Origin of the sequence: Pseudomonas sp. Ps21-P2, from assembly GCF_039672565.1 — a bacterium.
In the GTDB taxonomy this organism is placed as follows: domain Bacteria; phylum Pseudomonadota; class Gammaproteobacteria; order Pseudomonadales; family Pseudomonadaceae; genus Aquipseudomonas.
Genome location: NZ_JBDFPL010000005.1, coordinates 46,477 through 64,889, shown reverse-complemented (window position 1 = coordinate 64,889; position 18,413 = coordinate 46,477). Strand labels below are relative to the sequence as shown.

4 protein-coding genes and 1 pseudogene are annotated in these 18,413 nt (G+C 65.0%); 2 read left to right on the top strand and 3 right to left on the bottom strand.

The window, feature by feature from the left end; genetic code table 11:
- Positions 1-301: 301 nt before the first annotated feature.
- Both ABEH28_RS14050 and ABEH28_RS14045 read right to left on the bottom strand, forming a co-directional pair.
- Positions 302-613 (bottom strand): hypothetical protein, encoded by a 312-nt coding sequence (locus ABEH28_RS14050; RefSeq protein ID WP_346630269.1) that lies wholly within the window; start codon positions 611-613, stop codon positions 302-304.
- 249 nt (positions 614-862) lie between these two features.
- Entirely contained in the window at positions 863-1,390 is a 528-nt protein-coding gene (locus ABEH28_RS14045) for a hypothetical protein (protein ID WP_346630268.1), read from the bottom strand.
- 287 nt (positions 1,391-1,677) lie between these two features.
- Here ABEH28_RS14045 and ABEH28_RS14040 point away from each other — a divergent pair, with 287 nt between their 5' ends.
- On the top strand, positions 1,678-3,633 hold the full coding sequence (locus ABEH28_RS14040; protein WP_346630267.1) for an EAL domain-containing protein: 1,956 nt from the start codon (positions 1,678-1,680) through the stop codon (positions 3,631-3,633).
- 365 nt (positions 3,634-3,998) lie between these two features.
- On the opposite strand, the pseudogene ABEH28_RS14035 reads toward ABEH28_RS14040, so the two are convergent.
- Positions 3,999-4,190 (bottom strand): annotated as a pseudogene (locus ABEH28_RS14035) (helix-turn-helix transcriptional regulator); the annotation flags it as partial.
- Positions 4,191-4,964: 774 nt separating this feature from the next.
- On the opposite strand from ABEH28_RS14035, the gene ABEH28_RS14030 reads away from it, so the two are divergent.
- Positions 4,965-18,374 carry a BapA/Bap/LapF family large adhesin gene (locus ABEH28_RS14030; protein ID WP_346630266.1) on the top strand — a complete coding sequence of 4,470 codons (13,410 nt, stop codon included), beginning with the start codon at positions 4,965-4,967 and terminating at the stop codon, positions 18,372-18,374.
- Positions 18,375-18,413 lie beyond the last annotated feature (39 nt).

The following is an 18,413-nucleotide window of genomic DNA, read 5'->3' as shown; positions in this document are numbered from 1 at the left end:
GGACGAGCGGCTCAGAGGCGAATTAAGACTGTTAGTTGACGCGTTATATCAATCAAAGAGATGTATTAAGTCCGGCAGCGGCTTCGAATCATTCATTCGGATAGGTGCCGCTTCAGGTCAAATAACAGCCCGCACCGCTAACCCGACACTTATCCAAGCCTCTTAACCATCGAACAGCGCGGCTCACTGGATTAGTTGTCCGTCAGTGACAGTCGACACAATCCGTTAGTTGATATCGGGGAGCCATCATGACTTCCGTCAACGAAAAACCCGGGCAACTTCGCCAGCGATCATGAGCACGTCAGTCGCTCGCCCGCCTCACCGCTTCAGTGCCCGCCCAGTCCACAGGCTCTCCAACGGCAATGCGCTCGGCCTGATCACGACCCCGCTCAAGCCCTTGCTCGACGGTCGATTCCGACGCCGGCCGCCTGAACAGATGCTCCACCACCCTTTCCCCGTCCGCTGCATAAACACAGACCAATACTTCGACGAAGTCGCCATTGGCCCGGGCGCGAACTTCCAGCTGACAACCATTTTCCGCCGCCTCGCTGTAGGACTCGTCGGTGAGTGTTAGTTGCACCCAGCCCTGATAGACATCACCACGATTGAACATTAAAAACTCCTGATTGGATTGATAAATAGCCGTCGCTAGTTGCACTGGCAAAACGCCCCCCGATTGACGCGGGTCACCCGCGAAAACAACGGGATGGGTTCATCGCTCGCTTCGTTAGTTCACCGTGTTTCACGGGGGCCAGTACGCTTGAACATTCATCTGATAGCGAACGTCCAGTAGCAACCACCCAAACAAGCTGGTCCTTACAACCGTTGCAGGGTATGCACCGGCATGGCATGGGCCGGCCTGTCACTTCCAGCCCAACTGCTTCTGGATGTCACGACGATAAGGGGTGTCGATCTGGGCCGGTACCTGGCGAATGTAATCCCGGGCATGTTCGAGCTTCTCGCCGGTCAGGCTTCGCAGGTACGCCAGGGCGTCCTCGCTCGTTGGCAGGCGCCCCTCGCTACGAAAGCGCGGCGGCAGCGCTGTCCAGATCAGCGCATCGATCTGGCGCTCGCTGGCCCACTGCGCCAGCGGCCCGGTTGAAGACGCTTCCACCCGATACACGCCGATGCCGTCCTCCCGTTCTGCAGGGATCTGCTCACGTTCACGCAGCGCACTGCACGCCTGCTCCAATGAATCGGTCGCCAGGACCGACCAGAGCACCCGGCATGGCGGCGCGTTCAGGCAGATGGCCGTGGCCAGCTCACCGCCATCACCTATCCGCGAAAATTCGACCGGTAACGCCGGCCCGTCCATAAACCACTCACTGGCGAGCGGCAGTGCGTCCGGCTTCCATATCAATGAGCCCCAACCCAAACAGGCTATTACCATCGCTTTTGCATCCTTCCAGGGTGTACATGAAGTTTCTCGACGGCGGGTGTTCTTTCAGCTTCGCCACGCGCCCGTGTGTTGCGCATCTTCCGTTGGGCACGGCAACGCTGAAAAAAGTCATTTTTTTGCACAACGCCAGCGAGCCAGAGCGCTCGGCGTCTCAAGCGCTGCAATGGCTATAGAAACCAACCCTGCCGCCGATATCCTCTAACAGTCATAACGTTCTGCAGCGCTGCAAGTTGTGGGGTTCGCCGTTTTTTTCTTTTGCGCGCGTTGGGTTCCTAGTCATGAAATTCCCGTCTTTTGATCGACTGAAAACGCTGATCTGCGTCCAGCGAGACAACACGCGACTGATGGAAGCGCAATACATTGCGCTGTCCAGACAGTTGCCCATGATGTACGTCATCCTGCTGATCAACACCCTCGCCCTCGCGGCCACCCATTACGGCATCGCTCCGCTGTGGCTGACCGTCTACATCCCGCTGTTGCTGACCCTGGTAGGCACCGTACGCGCGTTCCTCTGGTGGCAGAGCCGCAGTCAGACCCTGACCACCGAGCAGATCTTCAAGAAACTGACCCGCACCAATCAGGTGACGGTGGTCATTGCGTTCGGCTTCACGATCTGGGCGCTGCTGCTGTTTCCCTACGGCGATACGTACACCAAGTCCCACGTGGCCTTCTACATGGCGATCACGGTGATCGTCTGCATCTTCTGTCTGATGCACCTGCCTTCTGCAGCGATGATGACAACGGCGGTGGTCAACATCGCCTTCGTGGCGTTTTTCGCCAGCGCCGGCAATGCCACGTACACCGCGATGGCGGCCAATGTCTTTCTCGTCTCGCTGGCGATGATCGTGGTGCTGCAGAACCATTACGGCGAGTTCACCCGGCTGGTGAACATGCAGATACGCACGGAAAAGCTCAGTGATGACAATGAACGGCTGGCCAACGAAGACAGCCTCACCGGCCTGCCCAACAGGCGAAGGTTTTTCAACCTGCTCGACCGTGAACTGAACCACGCCCGGCACGAGGACACGCGACTGGCGGTGGGGATGATCGATCTGGACGGTTTCAAGCCGATCAACGACTCCTATGGCCACGGCGTGGGCGACAAGCTGTTGCGCCAGGTCGGCCAGCGGCTGCGGGCGTTTGCCAGTGAGCAGCTGCATGTGGCTCGCCTGGGCGGCGATGAGTTCGGGCTGATCATCGTCAGGGCCGGTGATGAAAGCGACCTGATCAAACAAGGCCAGTCGCTGTGTCGCACCATGCGCCAGCCGTTCGTGATCGGTGACATTCAGGTCAGCATCAGCGCCTCCATGGGCCTTGTGGTGTTTCCGGACCTGGCGAGCACCTCGACCGAGGCCTATGAGTTCGCTGACTACGCGCTCTACACCAGCAAGCGCGAAACACCCGGCGAGCTGTGCATGTTCTCGCCCGGCCAGCATCAACGCCTCAAGCGCGACATGCTTACCGAGCAGGGACTGCGCCAGGCCAATGTCGCTGAAGAATTCACCCTGGTGTTCCAGCCGATCGTCGACATCCGAACCTCGCGCACGGTGGCGTTCGAAGCGCTGGCCCGGTGGATGAGCCCGAAGCTGGGCAACGTCGCGCCGGGCCACTTCATCGGTGTGGCCGAGCGGATTGGGCTGATCCACCGCCTGACACCACCGCTGCTTGAAAAAGCCCTGCACGCGGCGCAGTTGTGGCCGGAGGATGTCAGGCTCGCCTTCAACCTGTCGGCCCACGATTGCTCGTCGATGGAGGCAGTTGAACAGTTGATTGAGGTGATCCGTCAGAGCGGTTTCGACGCCTCGCGGCTGGACCTGGAAATCACCGAAACCGCCGTCATCAAAGACCTCGTTCAGGCACAACGGGCGATCAACGCGTTTCGTGAACTGGGCTGCGGTATTTCCCTGGACGACTTCGGCACGGGATATTCAAGCCTGAGCCAGCTCCACGCCCTGCCGCTGACCAAGCTGAAGATCGACCGCTCGTTCATCACCGACATTCATCAGAACGCTGCGAGTTTCAAGATCGTCAAATCACTGCTGGCCCTGAGCCAGGACATGGAGTTGCAATGCGTCAGCGAAGGTGTTGAAACCGATGCAGAGCTGGAAGCGTTGCGGACCCTGGGCTGCACGCTGGTGCAGGGTTACCTGTTCTCACGGCCGATGCCCCTTGAGCAGACCCTGGAGTGGGTCGGCTCAACGTCGAGCGCGCCTGCGGCGGCGGTCGTTCTGTGAAGGTGTTCCGGGGAGAGAACAGCGGCGCTTATCGCCGCTGAGAGGATGGCAACGAACGTTGCCGATCAGACGCTGTGCTGGACTTTCATCATGGCCAGGCCAATGAAGCGTCGCGAGTCTTCCTGAAAATCGCGGACCTGGGCGGCGAACTGCTCTTCGCGGGCGTCCTGGTGGCGCGTGCTGAAACAGGTGGCAACGTCGGCGATGACCTGCGTCGTGTCGTTGAGGGTCTGGTGAAGCGTGCCCAGAATACCGACTGCATTGCGATTTGAAATGGTTACTTCTCGGTGATTGCCGGGGAGCGTCCTGCCCGCAGACGGCTGCTCGTCCGCATCCAGTCTGTCCGCAGTGCCCGCCAGGGCGTTGCCGGAAAACAGGTAATGCATGTCAACGCCAGCGTCACAGACGCGCTGAAGATAATCGGCCTTGGGTGATCGATGGCCACTTTCGTAGTGACCCTGGGCGTTAGGTTCGACGCCGCCAATTCTGGCGAACGCAATTTGCGTCAGACCAAGCCGTTTGCGTTCTTTTCTCAAACGCGTTCCAAGCTTTTCCATGAGCAAACTCCTGCTGAATTCACGCCACACGATGGAGCGGTGGGTGCAATGGGGGGCTGGAGTGCGAGCTTCCTGGGTTAGCGAAATAGCCTCGTACGGTGGGGACCCACCACTTTACAGTGTTTGCAACATTCGCGAACAAGTATTTCAGTTTTACAGCCTTTACAACGAGCCAAAGAGGTACTTAGCCAGTTTGATTATGTCCATATGAATAGCGCTGGGGACGTTGCAGATGGGGTAGATGTTTATCCCGCCAACAGCCGCATTTAACGCTTGAGAGGGTTTAAATGGCACCGGACGACGGGTTTATTGGCGACCCACGCGATGTGGGTGCATTAGCGCAGGTGCGCCAAAGATAACTAATTCGTTTGAATACGATAAACATTCAAACGAGGTAAACCTGCCTTCGCGCACTGTTTAAGAATGGGTCTTGGATTTAAACATGTTTTACGCAAGGTCAACGACAGGCCACTGCCTCCAGCATTTACCTCCAATTGAGAACATTTCCCGAAATCGGCCGACGATCGGTAGCGCTGTCAGACTTACGTAAGAAGATCTTTTAAAACAGCAGCTTGCGGCCATATTTTTGTAATCCTAAGATGATCGTCAAACAATTTCCTATTGAAATCGGATGGATCCACTCTAAATTTGTGCAAAACGGCTTTCACCCAAACAAGAAAAGAAGTTGCGCCTGGCTCTATGAGTGGGGCGGCTGGTATGACACGCCATTAACCGCGTTGTTGTAGTGCTAAAAGCGAAGAAAGGGACTGTCACATGGATAATATTGTTGTAGCCAACAAAGCAACGTCTGAACTCACTGCCAACACCTGGGGAGATCTTTCACTCAACTCACCGTCCGTTGTTCAAATGCCCGTTCCTCCCAGTCAAGTTGCTTCGGTCTCCCGCAATGGGCAAGACCTAGTGGTGAACTTGAAAAATGGCGAACACATCAAAGTCGCCAACTTTTTCAATACCGCGCCCGACGGTCCCAACAGCGACATGGTGTTCCAGGGCGAAGACGGCACGCTTTGGCAGGCGCAGTACGACACCCAGTCCTTCAACGGTTTCACATTCGACGAAGTCGATTCCCTCGACCAGCTCATCGCCGACGCCGGCGTAGTAAGCGGTTCGACCCCTACGTTTGCGATTGCCGGGCTCGGCCTGTTGGGCGCCGGCGGTGCGGCCGCCGCTGGCGTTGGCGGCGGCGGTGGTGGGGGTGGCGGCGGTGGTGCTCCCGCTGACACCTCCGCGCCCCTGGCGCCGGGAAACTTGCTCGTCAGTGCAGACGGCACTCTGCTGACCGGCACCAGTGAAGCCGGCGCGACCATTCAGGTGCGCAACAACGCGGGTGCCCTGCTCGGCAGCGGTGTCGTGGCGCCGGACGGGACGTTCAGTGTGACCCTGAACCCGCCGCAAACCAGCGGCCAGCCACTGGAGGTCAGCGCCACCGACCCCGCAGGCAACGTTTCACCGACCACCCAGGCGCCAACGCCCGACACCGGCGGTGATCAGCCTGGGCCAGATACCACGGCTCCCGGCGCTCCGGCCAATCTGGCGGTCAACCCCACCGGCAGCGTGCTGACCGGCACCGGCGAAGCGGGTGCGACCATTCAGGTTCGCGCCGCCGACGGCACCCTGCTGGGCAGCGGCATCGTCGCAGCTGACGGCACCTTCAGCCTCACCCTGAGCCCGGCGCAAACCGACGGCCAGTCGCTGACCGTGACAGCCACCGACGCCGCCGGCAATATCTCCGTGCCGGCTCAAGCGCTGGCACCGGACATCGATGTCACTCCGCCAGGCGACACCACGCCGCCCGATGCGCCGGCCAACCTCGCCGTCAGTGCCAACGGCACCCGGCTGACCGGTTCCGGCGAAGCGGGCGCGACCGTTCAGGTGCGTGCCGCCGACGGCACCCTGCTGGGCAGCGGCGTTGTAGCGGCAGACGGCACCTTCAGCCTCACCCTCAGTCCGGCGCAAACCGACGGCCAGGCGTTGACCGTGACGGCGACCGACGCCGCCGGTAACGTCTCGGCGGCGTCTCAAGCGACCGCACCGGACATCGACGTTCCACCGGTCGACACCACCGCGCCCAATGCGCCGGGCAATCTCGTGGTCAGCGCAGACGGCACGCGCATCAACGGCTCCGGCGAAGCGGGCGCGACCGTTCAGGTTCGCGCCGCCGACGGCACCCTGCTGGGCAGCGGCACGGTCGGCTCAGACGGCACCTTCAGCCTCACCCTCAGTCCGGCGCAAACCGACGGCCAGGCGTTGACTGTGACGGCGACCGACGCCGCCGGTAACGTCTCGGCGCCGGCTCAAGCGACCGCACCGGACATCGACGTTCCACCGGTCGACACCACCGCGCCCAACGCCCCGGGCAATCTCGTGGTCAGCGCGGACGGCACGCGCATCAACGGCTCCGGCGAAGCGGGCGCGACCATTCAGGTGCGTGCCGCCGATGGCACCCTGCTGGGCAGCGGCACGGTCGGCGCAGACGGCACGTTCAGCCTCGGCCTCACTCCGCCTCAAACCGACGGTCAGTCGCTGACCGTCAATGCGATCGATGCCGCGGGCAATGTCTCCCAACCTGCTCAGGCCCAGGCGCCGGACATCGACGTCACTCCGCCCGGCGGGGATGTCACGCCGCCCGATGCACCTACCGGCATTGCCATCAGTGGCAACGGCGCGATCGTCAGCGGCCGTGGCGAAGCCGGCAGCACCGCGAGCGTCATCGATGCCAACGGCAACGTCCTCGGGACGGCCGTTGTGGGCACCGACGGGCTGTTCAATATCACCCTGAACGCGCCGCAAACTGCCGGTCAGTCGCTGCAGGTCACCCTCACCGACGCCGCCGGCAATACCTCGCCTAACGTGCCACTGCAAGCACCGGACACCACGCCGCCAGCGGCACCCTCGGATTTCGTCCTGTCGGCTGACGGCCTGATCCTCACCGGTCGTGCCGAAGCGGGCTCTCGCGTCCTTGTGCGCAATGCGTCGGGTGCGGTCATCGGTGCCACTCGCGCCGGCCTTGACGGCACGTTCAGCGTGACCCTCGACACCGCGCAGACCAACGGCGAAAAACTCAACGTCATTGCCACGGATGCGGCCGGCAACTCTGCCTCGGCCGAGCTGACCGCGGCCGACACAACGCCACCCGCCCAGGTCACTGATGTGGTGATCAGCGCCGACGGCACGCAGGTGTCCGGCAAGGGCGAAGCCGGCGCGACGGTCACCCTCCTCGACGCCACCGGCGCCGCAATCGGCACTGTGGTGGTCGGCGCCAACGGCACCTTCTCCACAACCCTGACGCCGCCGGTCAACCCCGGTGATCAGGTGCAGGTCACCCAGACCGACGCCGCAGGCCTGCCGTCCCCCGTGCTGGTGGTCACGGCGCCTGACGCCAGTGGGCCGGCGACGCCTTCCGGGCTGGTCATCAACGCCGACGGCACCCAGCTGACCGGTACCGCAAGCGCCGGTTCGGTGGTCCAGGTGCGCGATGCCAACGGCGTGCTGCTCGGCAGTGCAACGGTTGGCAGCAACGGCAGCTTCACCGTCGTGCTCAATCCGGCCCAGGCCAACGGCGAAGTGCTCGACGTGGTCGCGGTGGACGGTCAGGGCGAAAGCTCGGTCACCGTTCCCGTCACCGCGCCCGACATCACCGGTCCTTCCGCCGCCACTGATCTCGCGGTGGCCAACAACGGACTGACCCTGACCGGCCGCGGCGAACCGGGGTCGACCGTTTCAGTGCGCGACGCCCAGGGCAATGTCATCGGCACCGGCGTAACGTCGGCGACCGGCAACTTCAGCGTCACCCTCGCTTCCGCTCAAACCAATGGTCAGGCGCTGCAGGTGGTCCTGAGCGACGCCGCCGGGAACCCGTCCCTGGCGACGCCGGTCACCGCGCCGGATCTGGATGGCCCGCTGCAACCGTCGGCCATCAGCATCGATGCCAGCGGCACCACGCTGACGGGCACCGGCGAGGCCGGGTCGACGATCACCGTCACCGACGTCAACGGCAACGTGCTCGGCACCGCCGTTGCGTCTGCGAACGGCCAGTTCAGCGTGATCTTGAACAGCCCGCAGAACAACGGCCAGACCCTGCTGATTGGCGCCAGCGACAGCAGTGGCAACCCGGCCTTGCCCGTGACCTTTGTCACGCCCGACACCCAGGCGCCCGCCGCGCTGACCGGCGTTGCCCTCGACGGCGCCGGGCTGATTCTCACCGGCACCGGTGAAGCCGGTGCAACCGTGACGGTGCGTGATGCGGGCGGGAACATCATCGGCACCGGCCAGGCCGGCGCCGATGGCCGCTTTACCCTGACCCTGACAGCGGCGCAAACCGATGGTCAGCTGTTGCAAGTCACCCAGGCCGACAGCGCGGGCAACCAGTCGCTGCCGGTGCCCATCACTGCGCCGGACCTTAGCGCACCGGCACCGGTGACCAACCTCGATCTGTCGGCCAACGGGTTGATCGTCACCGGTAACGGCCAGATCGGCGCCACTGTCACCGTCAAGGACGCCCTCGGCGCGACCCGCGGCAGTGCCGTGGTGGGCAGTGACGGACGCTTTGAAGTCACCTTGTCCAGCGCGCAGATCAACGGCCAGGCACTCAACGTCTCGCAAGTGGATGGCTCGGCCCTGGCGTCTCCGACGGTGCAACTGCAGGCAGCGGACATCCAGGCGCCCGACGCCCCGACCGGCCTCACCCTGAGCGCCAACGGCCTGACGCTGAGCGGCCAGTGCGAACCCGGCGCGACGGTCAACGTGCGGGATGCCAACGGCACGCTGCTGGGCACCGCGACGGCCAATGCCGTGACCGGTCGCTTTGACGTCACGCTCAATTCGGCCCAGGACGACGGCCAGGTGCTGTTGGTCAAACAGACCGACGCGGCGGGGAACATCTCTCCCGCGGCCTCTTTAGCCGCACCTGACACCACCGCGCCCGACGCGCCGACCGGCATCACCATCAGCAATGACGGCCTGACCGTGTCCGGAACAGGCGTTGCAGGCGATACCGTTCAAGTGCGCGATGCCAGCGGGACCCTGCTGGGTTCCGCCACCGTCGCCACCAACGGCAGCTTTGCGCTGACCCTGAGTCCGGCGCAGCTGGACGGACAGGTGCTGAGCGTCACCCAGACCGACGCCAGCACCCTGCCCTCGCCGCCCGCGTCTGTCACGGCGCCCGACATCACGGCACCTCCTGCGGTCATCGACCTCACGCTCGACGGCAATGGCGTGCTGACCGGCACCACCGTGCCCGGCGGTTCAGTGAAAATCCTCGATGCCAACGGCATTCAGATCGGCAACGCCACCGCCGGACCTGACGGCACGTTCACGTATACCTTTCAGTCCGTCCTGAGAAACGGCGAGACGGTGCAAGTGGTCGCCACCGATGGCACCAACGACGCCCTTGCGACCCCAGTGCTCGCCCCCGACACCACCCGGCCGGTCGACGTGACCAACCTGGCGATCAGCCCCGACGGCGCGAGCGTCTCCGGCGTCGGCGAGCCCGGCACCACCGTTACCGTTCGCGGGCCGGGCAATGTGCTGCTCGGCACCGGCACCGTCGGCCAGGATGGCGCATTCGTCATCGGCCTCAATCCGCCTGCCGCCATCAACACCAACGTCGACGTCATCAGCACCGACGCCAGCGGCAACGCGTCCAACCCGGTTACCCTCCCAGGGCCGGACGGCACGCAGCTGGCGACTCCCAGCGACCTGGCCGTCAGCAGCGACGGTTTCATTCTCACCGGCGCCGCCACTGCGGGAAGCACGGTCAACATCCTCGACAGCAACGGCGTCAGCCTGGGCAGCGGCAGGGTCAACAGCCTCGGCCGCTTCAGCATCCTGATGCGTTTCGCCCAACTGAATGCGCAGACCTTGCACGTCGTCGCCACCGATGACGCAGGGCACACCTCTGTCACTGCACTGGTTGTCGCCAACGACCTGACGGCGCCCGAAGCCCCGGCCGGGCTGACCATCAACGCCGATGGCAGCTCTGTCACCGGGCGCGGTGAAGCCGGTGCGACGGTGACCATTACAAACAGTGGCGGCACGGTGCTGGGTTCCGGGATCGTCGCGAGCAACGGCGTCTTCACCATCGCGCTGACCCCGTCCCAGCTGGATTCGCAACCCCTGACGGCGACCCAGGTCGATCAGGCGGGCAACGTTTCCCAGGCCGGCAGCATCATCGCGCCGGACCTGACGGCGCCCGACGCCGCCACGGGTCTGACCATCAACAACGTCGGCACCGTGGTCAATGGCCTCGGCGAGGCTGGGGCGACGGTGACGATCCGCGACGCCGCGGGCAACATCCTCGCCACGGGGCTGGTCAATCAGAGTGGTCAGTTCCAGGTCACCCTGCCAAACGCCGTCACCACTGGCGCGCCGCTGACCGTCACCCTGACCGACGCGGCGGGCAACATCTCGGCCGGCACTGCCCTGGCGACGGTGGACACCACACCGCCAGCCCTGCCACAGAACCTGTTGATCAGCGCCAACGGCAGCACGCTTACCGGCACCGGCGAGGCCGGTGCAACGGTGAAAGTCCTCGACGCCAGCGGCACGCTGCTGGGCACCGCGCTGGTGGCAAATGACGGCACCTTCACCGTGACCCTCGCGCCTGCGCCGAACAACGGCCAGGCTCTGGACATCAGCCAGACCGACCCGAGCGGCAACGTTTCGCCGTCGGCGAACCTCACGGCGCCGGACATCACTCCGCCTGCCGCCCTCACCCAAGTGTCGGTGAACGCCGACGGCCTGACGGTGATTGGCCGTGGCGAACCTGGCGCAACGGTATCGGTGCGCACGTCCGGGGGGGCCCTTCTGGGCACGGCGCTGGTGGCCGCCAATGGCGCGTTCAGCGTCACGCTGAGCACCGCGCAGATCAACGCCGAAGTCTTGACCGTCACCCAGGAAGACCCGCCCGGCAACGTGTCGACGGCGGTCAATGTGACGTCCGTGGACCTCACTGCGCCGGACAGCCCGACCGCCCTGCTGCTCAGCGGCAGCGGCGTGCAACTGGCGGGGAACGCCGAAGCCGGCAGCACCGTCATTGTCCGCGATGCGTCCGGCAACGTGCTGGGTTCAGGCGTCGCCGGGGCCAACGGCGTGTTCCAGGTCACTCTGTCCAGCCCGCAACTCAACGGCCAAAACCTGAGCGTCACCTCCACCGACGCTTCGGGTAATGTCTCGGTGCCCGCGGCTTATCAAGCCGCCGACACCACCGCGCCCTCGGCTGCCAGCAACCTGGCCGTCAGCGCCGATGGCCTGACCCTGGGCGGGACCGGCGAGGCCGGGGCAACGGTGGTCGTGCGCGATGCCAATGGCAACGCGCTGGGCACCGCGACTGTGGCGGCCAATGGCAGCTTTACCGTCGGGCTGAACCCGGCGGCGACCGCTGGCTCTACCCTGACCGTGATTCAGACCGACGCCGCTGGCAATCCGTCCGACGCCGGCACGGTGGTAGCCCCCGGCAATCTGGCGGAGCCTGCGCCCCTCAACCTGGCCCTCAGCGCCGACGGCCTGACGCTGAGCGGCACCGCCAACGCCGGCAGCACGGTCAGCATCCGTACCGCCTCCGGTGTGCTGCTGGGCACGGCGCTGGTCAATGGCGACGGCACGTTCAGTGCACAGCTCAATGCCGCGCAACTCAACGGTGAGTCGCTCTCGGCCATCGCCACGTCCAGCGACGGCATCAATTCGCTGTCCACCGGTTACCTGGCGGCGGACGTCACCGCGCCCGGGCAGCTGACCGATCTGGTGCTCAATACCAACGGCGTTTCCCTGACCGGCCACGGCGAAGTGGGCGCAGCGGTGACGGTGCTGGGCGCTGGCGGGGTCATCCTCGGCACCGGGCAAGTGGGCGTCGACGGCAACTTCTCGCTGACGCTGAACGCGCCGCAGATTGCCGGCCAATCCCTGAGCGTCAGCCAGACCGACGTCGCCGGTAATGAATCGGCCAGCATCGCGCTGACCGCCCGGGACCTGATTGCCCCGAATGCGCCGCTCGCCCTGGCGATGACGCCAGACGGCGCGGTGCTGTCGGGCACCGGTGAACCGGGTGCCACGGTCGATGTGTTCAACGCCAGCGGCGCCCTGATCGGTTCCGGCAGCGTGCTCATCGACGGCACCTTCCAGCTCACCCTGACCACCCCGCAAGCCAACGGCGAACTGCTGGCGGTCACCCTGACCGATGCGGCCGGGAATACGTCCCTGCCCGCCGACCTGACCTCGGTCGACACCACGGCGCCGCTCGCCCTGACCCAGCTGAACATTTCCAGCGATGGCGCGACGCTGACCGGCCGCGGTGAAGCCGGGGCGATTGTCACGGTGACCAACAACCTCGGTGCCCTGCTGGGCACGGCAACAGTGGGCAGCACCGGGGCGTTTACCCTGGTGTTGGTCCCGGCGCTGTCCAATGCCGAAGTGCTGACGCTGGTGCAACGGGATGCCGCCGGCAACGTGTCGCCCCAGGCCAGCCTGACCACGCCGGACTTCACGCCGCCCGAACAGCTCGACAACGTGCGCATCAACGCAGCCGGCGCGGTGATTACCGGTACCGGCGAAGCCGGCGCCACTGTCACCGTCCGTGATGCCAGCGGCACCCTGCTCGGCTCAACGCTGGTGCTGACCGATGGCACGTTCAGCGTCACCCTCTCCACGCCGCAGATCAACAACCAGGTACTGAGCGTTCAGCAGGCCGATCCGCCCGGCAACGTCAGCGTGCCCGCAACGGTGATCGCTGCGGATTTGACCCCCCCGGCGGTCGCCACCAACCTGCAGTTCAATGCCTCCGGCAGTGTGCTCAGCGGCAGCGGCGAAGCGGGCGCGGTGGTGCGCATTACCCTGGCCGATGGCACGCAAGTGGGCACCGGCACCGTGGGTGTCGATGGCAAATTCCTGATCACCTTGAACCAGCCTCAGAACGACGGTCAGCCCGTATTCGTCGTGCTCACCGACGCGGCCACCAATGCCTCGGCAGCCGGCTCCGTCGCCTCACCTGACCTGACACCGCCCGCAGCGGTCACCAACGTGCAAATCGATAACACGGGCGTGGTGGTCAGCGGTCGCGGTGAAGCAGGCGCCAGCCTGTTGATCACCGATGCCGCCGGCAACATTGTCGGCACAGGCGTGGTCGGCGTAGACGGCAATTTCGCGGTGTCGCTGTCGGTACCGCAAATCAATGGCGAGCTGCTGTCGGTGGTGCAACGTGATGCCGCGGGCAATCCGTCCGCCGGCGCCCCGGTAACGGCACCGGACACCACGCCCCCGGCGCTGCCGGTGGTGACCGCGCTGAGTGCCAACGGCCTGACGCTGACCGGCACCGGTGAAGCGGGCGCGACGGTCAAAGTGACCAGCGCGACCGGCGCCAGCCTCGGCAGCGCCACGGTGCTGGCCGACGGGACATTCAGCGTCGCGCTGAGCCCTGCCCAACTGAACGGCGAGAAGCTCAACCTGACCCAGACCGACGCGGCGACCAACGTCTCCGGCACCGTGGTCTACCAGGTTGCCGACGTGACCGATCCGGCTGCGGTGACCAACCTTTCGGTCAGCCAGGACGGGCTGACGCTGAGCGGACGCGGCGAACCCGGTGCTTCGGTGAGCGTTTCGCTGACCGGCGCAAGCGCGGGCACGCCTGCGCTGGGCACGGCCATCGTGCTCGCGGACGGCACGTTCAGCGTTTCGCTGTCGACTGCGCAGCTCAACGGTCAGTCGTTGTCGGTGGTGCAAGTCGACGCAGCGCTGAACGATTCGGCGCCGGTTCCCGTCATCGCGCCGGACATCACGCCACCCGCAGTGCCGGTGTTCACCTCGCTCACCGGCAACGGCACGATCCTGCAAGGCACGGCCGAAGCCAACAGCACGGTGACCGTGCGGTCCGCCGACGGCACGTTGCTGGGCACCACGCAGACCGACGCCGGTGGACGTTACGAGGTCGGGCTGAATCCTGCGCAAACCAACGGGCAAGTCATCTCCATTACGGCAACGGACGCGGCCAACAACGCTTCCGCGCCGCTGGTTTACACCGTGCCGGACACTCAGGCGCCTGATCCTGTCAGCAACCTGACGATCAGTGCCGATTACCTGCTGTTGGCGGGTCGCGGTGAAGCGGGCGCGACAGTGACCGTCAAAGACTCCCTGGGTATCACGCTCGGCATCGGACAGGTGGCTGCCAATGGCACGTTTGTGGTGGGCCTGCCTGCCGGCATCAGTGCCAACGACGTCCTCACGGTCGGTCAGGCGGACGCCAGCGGCAACGCCTCCGGGACCCTCGGCCTTACCGTCCCCGTGACCCCTCCACCGAATGCGCCAACCAATCTGCTGGTCAGCGCCGACGGACTGACGGTCACAGGCAGCGCCGCAACGGGCACCACCATCACGGTGTACAGCGCAACGGGTGTTGTGCTCGGGACGGTGGCTACCAATGCGGGCGGCACCTTCAGCGTCGCACTCAATACCGCGCAAACCAACGGCGAAAGCCTGGGCGTGACGGCCAGCACCGGGGCGGGCGGCGCATCCTTGCCGGCTGCAGTGCTGGCGGCCGATTCCACGCCGCCGGCGGCGCTCGCCGACCTTGCAGTCAATGCAACCGGCACCTTGGTGACCGGTCGTGGCGAAGCCGGGGCGACGGTGACCATCACCACTTCCGACGGCGTCACCCTGGGCACTGCGCTGGTCAATGCCGGCGGCACGTTTGGCGTCCTGTTGAGCCCGGCGCAAGCCAACGGTCAGATCCTCAACGCCTATCAGACCGACACCGCGGGCTTGCCGTCGGCCGTCCTGCCGGTCACTGCGCCCGACATCACCGCGCCCAACGCACCGGTGTCGCTGGTTCTCAATGGCGCCGGCACCGTGCTGAGCGGGATTGGAGAAGCCGGCGCGACAGTGACCGTGCGCAGCAGCCTCGGCGTCGTACTCGGGACGGCAACCGTCGCCCTGGACGGCACGTTCAACGCCAACCTGTCGGCGGCGCAACTCAATGGCCAAGTGCTGACGGTGAGTCAGCGTGACGCCGCCGGTAACGTCTCGGTGCTGGCCAATGTCAGTGCCGTCGACACCACACCGCCCGCCGCCCTGACCAACGTCGCGCTGAACGTCGCGGGCCTGCAGGTCAGCGGCAACGGCGAAGCCGGCGCGACCGTGCGCGTGACCAACGCAGCCAACACCGTGCTCGGCACGGCAGTGGTCAATGCGGCGGGCGGGTTTGTCGTTTCGCTCTCCAGCGCGCAGTTGAATGGTCAGGTGCTGAGCGTCCAGCAAGTAGACGCGGCGAGTAACGTCTCGGCCGTCACGACGGTTAATGCCCTCGACCTTCAGGCGCCGAATGCACCGTCCGCTTTGTTGTTGGCCGGCAACGGCCTGACCCTCACCGGCAGCGGTGAAGTCGGCGCGACGGTCAACGTGTTCAACGCCGGCGGTACGCTGCTGGGGACCACCACCGTGGGCGTTGGCGGGACGTTCAACGTCACCCTGAATGCTGCGCAACTGGACGGCCAGGCGCTGACGGTGCGTCAGGTCGACGTCGCCGGCAACGTGTCGGCTGCCGGCAGCCTTCTGGCACCGGATATCACGGCGCCGGGCGCACCTACAGCGGTGACCGTGAATGCCAGCGGTTCCGTGGTGACCGGGACCGGTGTCGCCGGTTCGACGGCGACCGTGCGCAACGCGCTGGGAGCTGTGCTCGGCACCACGACAGTGGCCGCCAACGGCAGCTTCACGGTGGCACTGAATGCCGCGCAGATCGATAACCAGGTGCTGAGCATCACTCAGGCGGATGCCGCCGGGAATGTGTCGGTGGCCGCCAGCGCTATCGCACCTGACCTGACGCCGCCTGCGGCACCGGGTGCGCTGCTGGTCAGTGTCGATGGCCTGACGGTCAGCGGCACCGGGGAAGTCGGTTCGACGGTGCAGATCAAATCCACCGGCGGCGCGGTGCTCGGGACGGGCACCGTCGGGGCCACGGGGCTGTTCAGCGTCACCCTCGCCCCTGCGCAGATCAATGGGGAAACCCTGCTGGTCAGCCTCACCGACATCAAGGGCAACCTCTCGGTGGTGGCCAACGTCACCGCGCCGGACATCGACGTCAACACCCCGGTCATCGCCAGTGACAACCTCGCCACGGCGTCGGTCACGCTGGTACCGGTGAAGACCACGCAGAATTTTGCGGACTCTTTCACCACGCTGCTGGCCGGGTTCTCCAAGGCGTTTGTGTTCACGGTCAACAGCGGCACCAGCCTTGATCCGACCCTGACGCTGACCACCGGCAGTGCGGTGTCCTTGCTCGACGGCGTGGTCTACACGCTGCAAGTGAAGAACGCCAGCGGCAATTGGGTCACGCTGGACGTCAACGGCAACGGCGGTCTGATCGACCTCGTGGCCCTGACCGGCCAGGGCGTGCGGGTGAACATCGGTGATTTGCTGGGTGGCGATTACCGGCTGGTCGTGTCGAGCACCGGCATCGGCGTGGTGACCAACGTCACCACCCAGCTGCAGCTGGACGTGACCAGCCTGACCCAGTTCAACGGGGTGGCCGGTGCCGCCGTGACCGGCAACGTCATCACCAACCCGGGGGTTGACGGGCAGGCGGACGTGACCGGCCCGGACAACGGCGCGGTGTTGCAGGTGCTGAAAAACGGCAGCTACGTCACGGCCAGCGCGGGCACCACGGTGCAAGGCCTGTACGGCACGTTGACCATCGACGCCAGCGGCAACTACAGCTACAGGCCCGACGGGGCCGCGACCAGCGTCGGCAAAGTGGACGTCTTCAGCTATCAGCTGGTGCACCCGAACGGCCTCAGCGACACGGCCAATCTGTACGTGCGCATCGACAGCCCGCAGGCCACCGAGGTGTGGAGCGACAGCAGCCTGGCCAGCCCGGCCTTGCTGGTCGACGCCACCAACGACATCGCGGTCAGCGACATCACCCTGGTCAACAAGGAGGTCATCACCAACTCGACGCTGGGCAGCTTCAGCGTACCAGTGCTCGGCGGTGGCAACGGGTCGTGGAACACCAGTGTGGCGGCCGGCACCATCAGCGATCTGACGGTAGTGGTCAGCTCGAGCAACGTGGCCAGCCTGCTGGGTTCGCTGACCGTCGGCCTGTACAAGCTCAATACTGCGACCGGCCAATATGTACTGGTCAAGAGCTACGGCGGCGGTGCCCTGGCGAGCCTGGGCGGCAACAGCTACGGCATCCGCTTCGACGACCAGACGGCCGGCAGCTATCAGGTGAAAATCAGCTCCGGCGGCATCGGTGTGCTGACCACCGTCAACGCCAGCCTGATCAACGACGCCACCTACACCAATCAGTTCGTGGTCAGCAGCTACACGCCCGTGGCGGGCAATCTGCTCACCGACACCGCCGGCGGCGGCGCTGATGTGCTGGGCTCGGCGTACACCGTGCTCAATGTGCTGGCGGCCGGCAATTACGTGACGCCGGGCTACAACGGCACCACGATTGTCGGCACCTACGGCTCGTTGCTGGTGCAGGCCGACGGACGCTACACCTACACGCTGACGCCGGGGCAGACCGATGCGGTCATCGGCCATGAGGACGTGTTCACTTACCAGCTCAAGCACCCCAACGGCACCACCGACACGGCGACGTTGACCATTGATCTGGAACAGGCCGGTGCCGTCGTCACTACCTCGTTCGCCGCGCTGTCTACCGTGGCGAACGTCGATGATCACAGCGCTACGGCCGTGGCCACCACCGGTGCCGAGCTGATTCAAGGCACGGCGGGCAACGACACGCTGGACGGGTCCCATGGCGGCGCGGTCACCCTGCAAGGCGGCGCCGGCAACGACACGCTGATCATCGCCGACCAGCATTTCGCCTCGGTCGATGGCGGCACGGGCACCGACACCCTGCTCTGGGCCGGGGGCGATGCGACCATCAACCTGGGCGATCTGCAGAGCCGGATCCACAACATCGAGGTGCTGGACCTGAACCACAGCAGTGCCGTCGCGCTGACCATCAGCCTGGCGGACCTGGTCTCCATTACTTCGGCCGACAACAACACGTTGATCATCAAGGGGGGCAGCGAGGACACCGTACACATGACCAACACCTGGGTCGCCGGCGGTGCGCAACAGGCCGATGGCGTCGATTACACCCAGTACACGCCGCAGGAAGATACAACCCATCATCTGTGGGTGCAGAACGGTATTCACGTCGTTTGATCAGCCCGCCGTCTGGCGCTGCCAGCGGCGGGGTTCAAC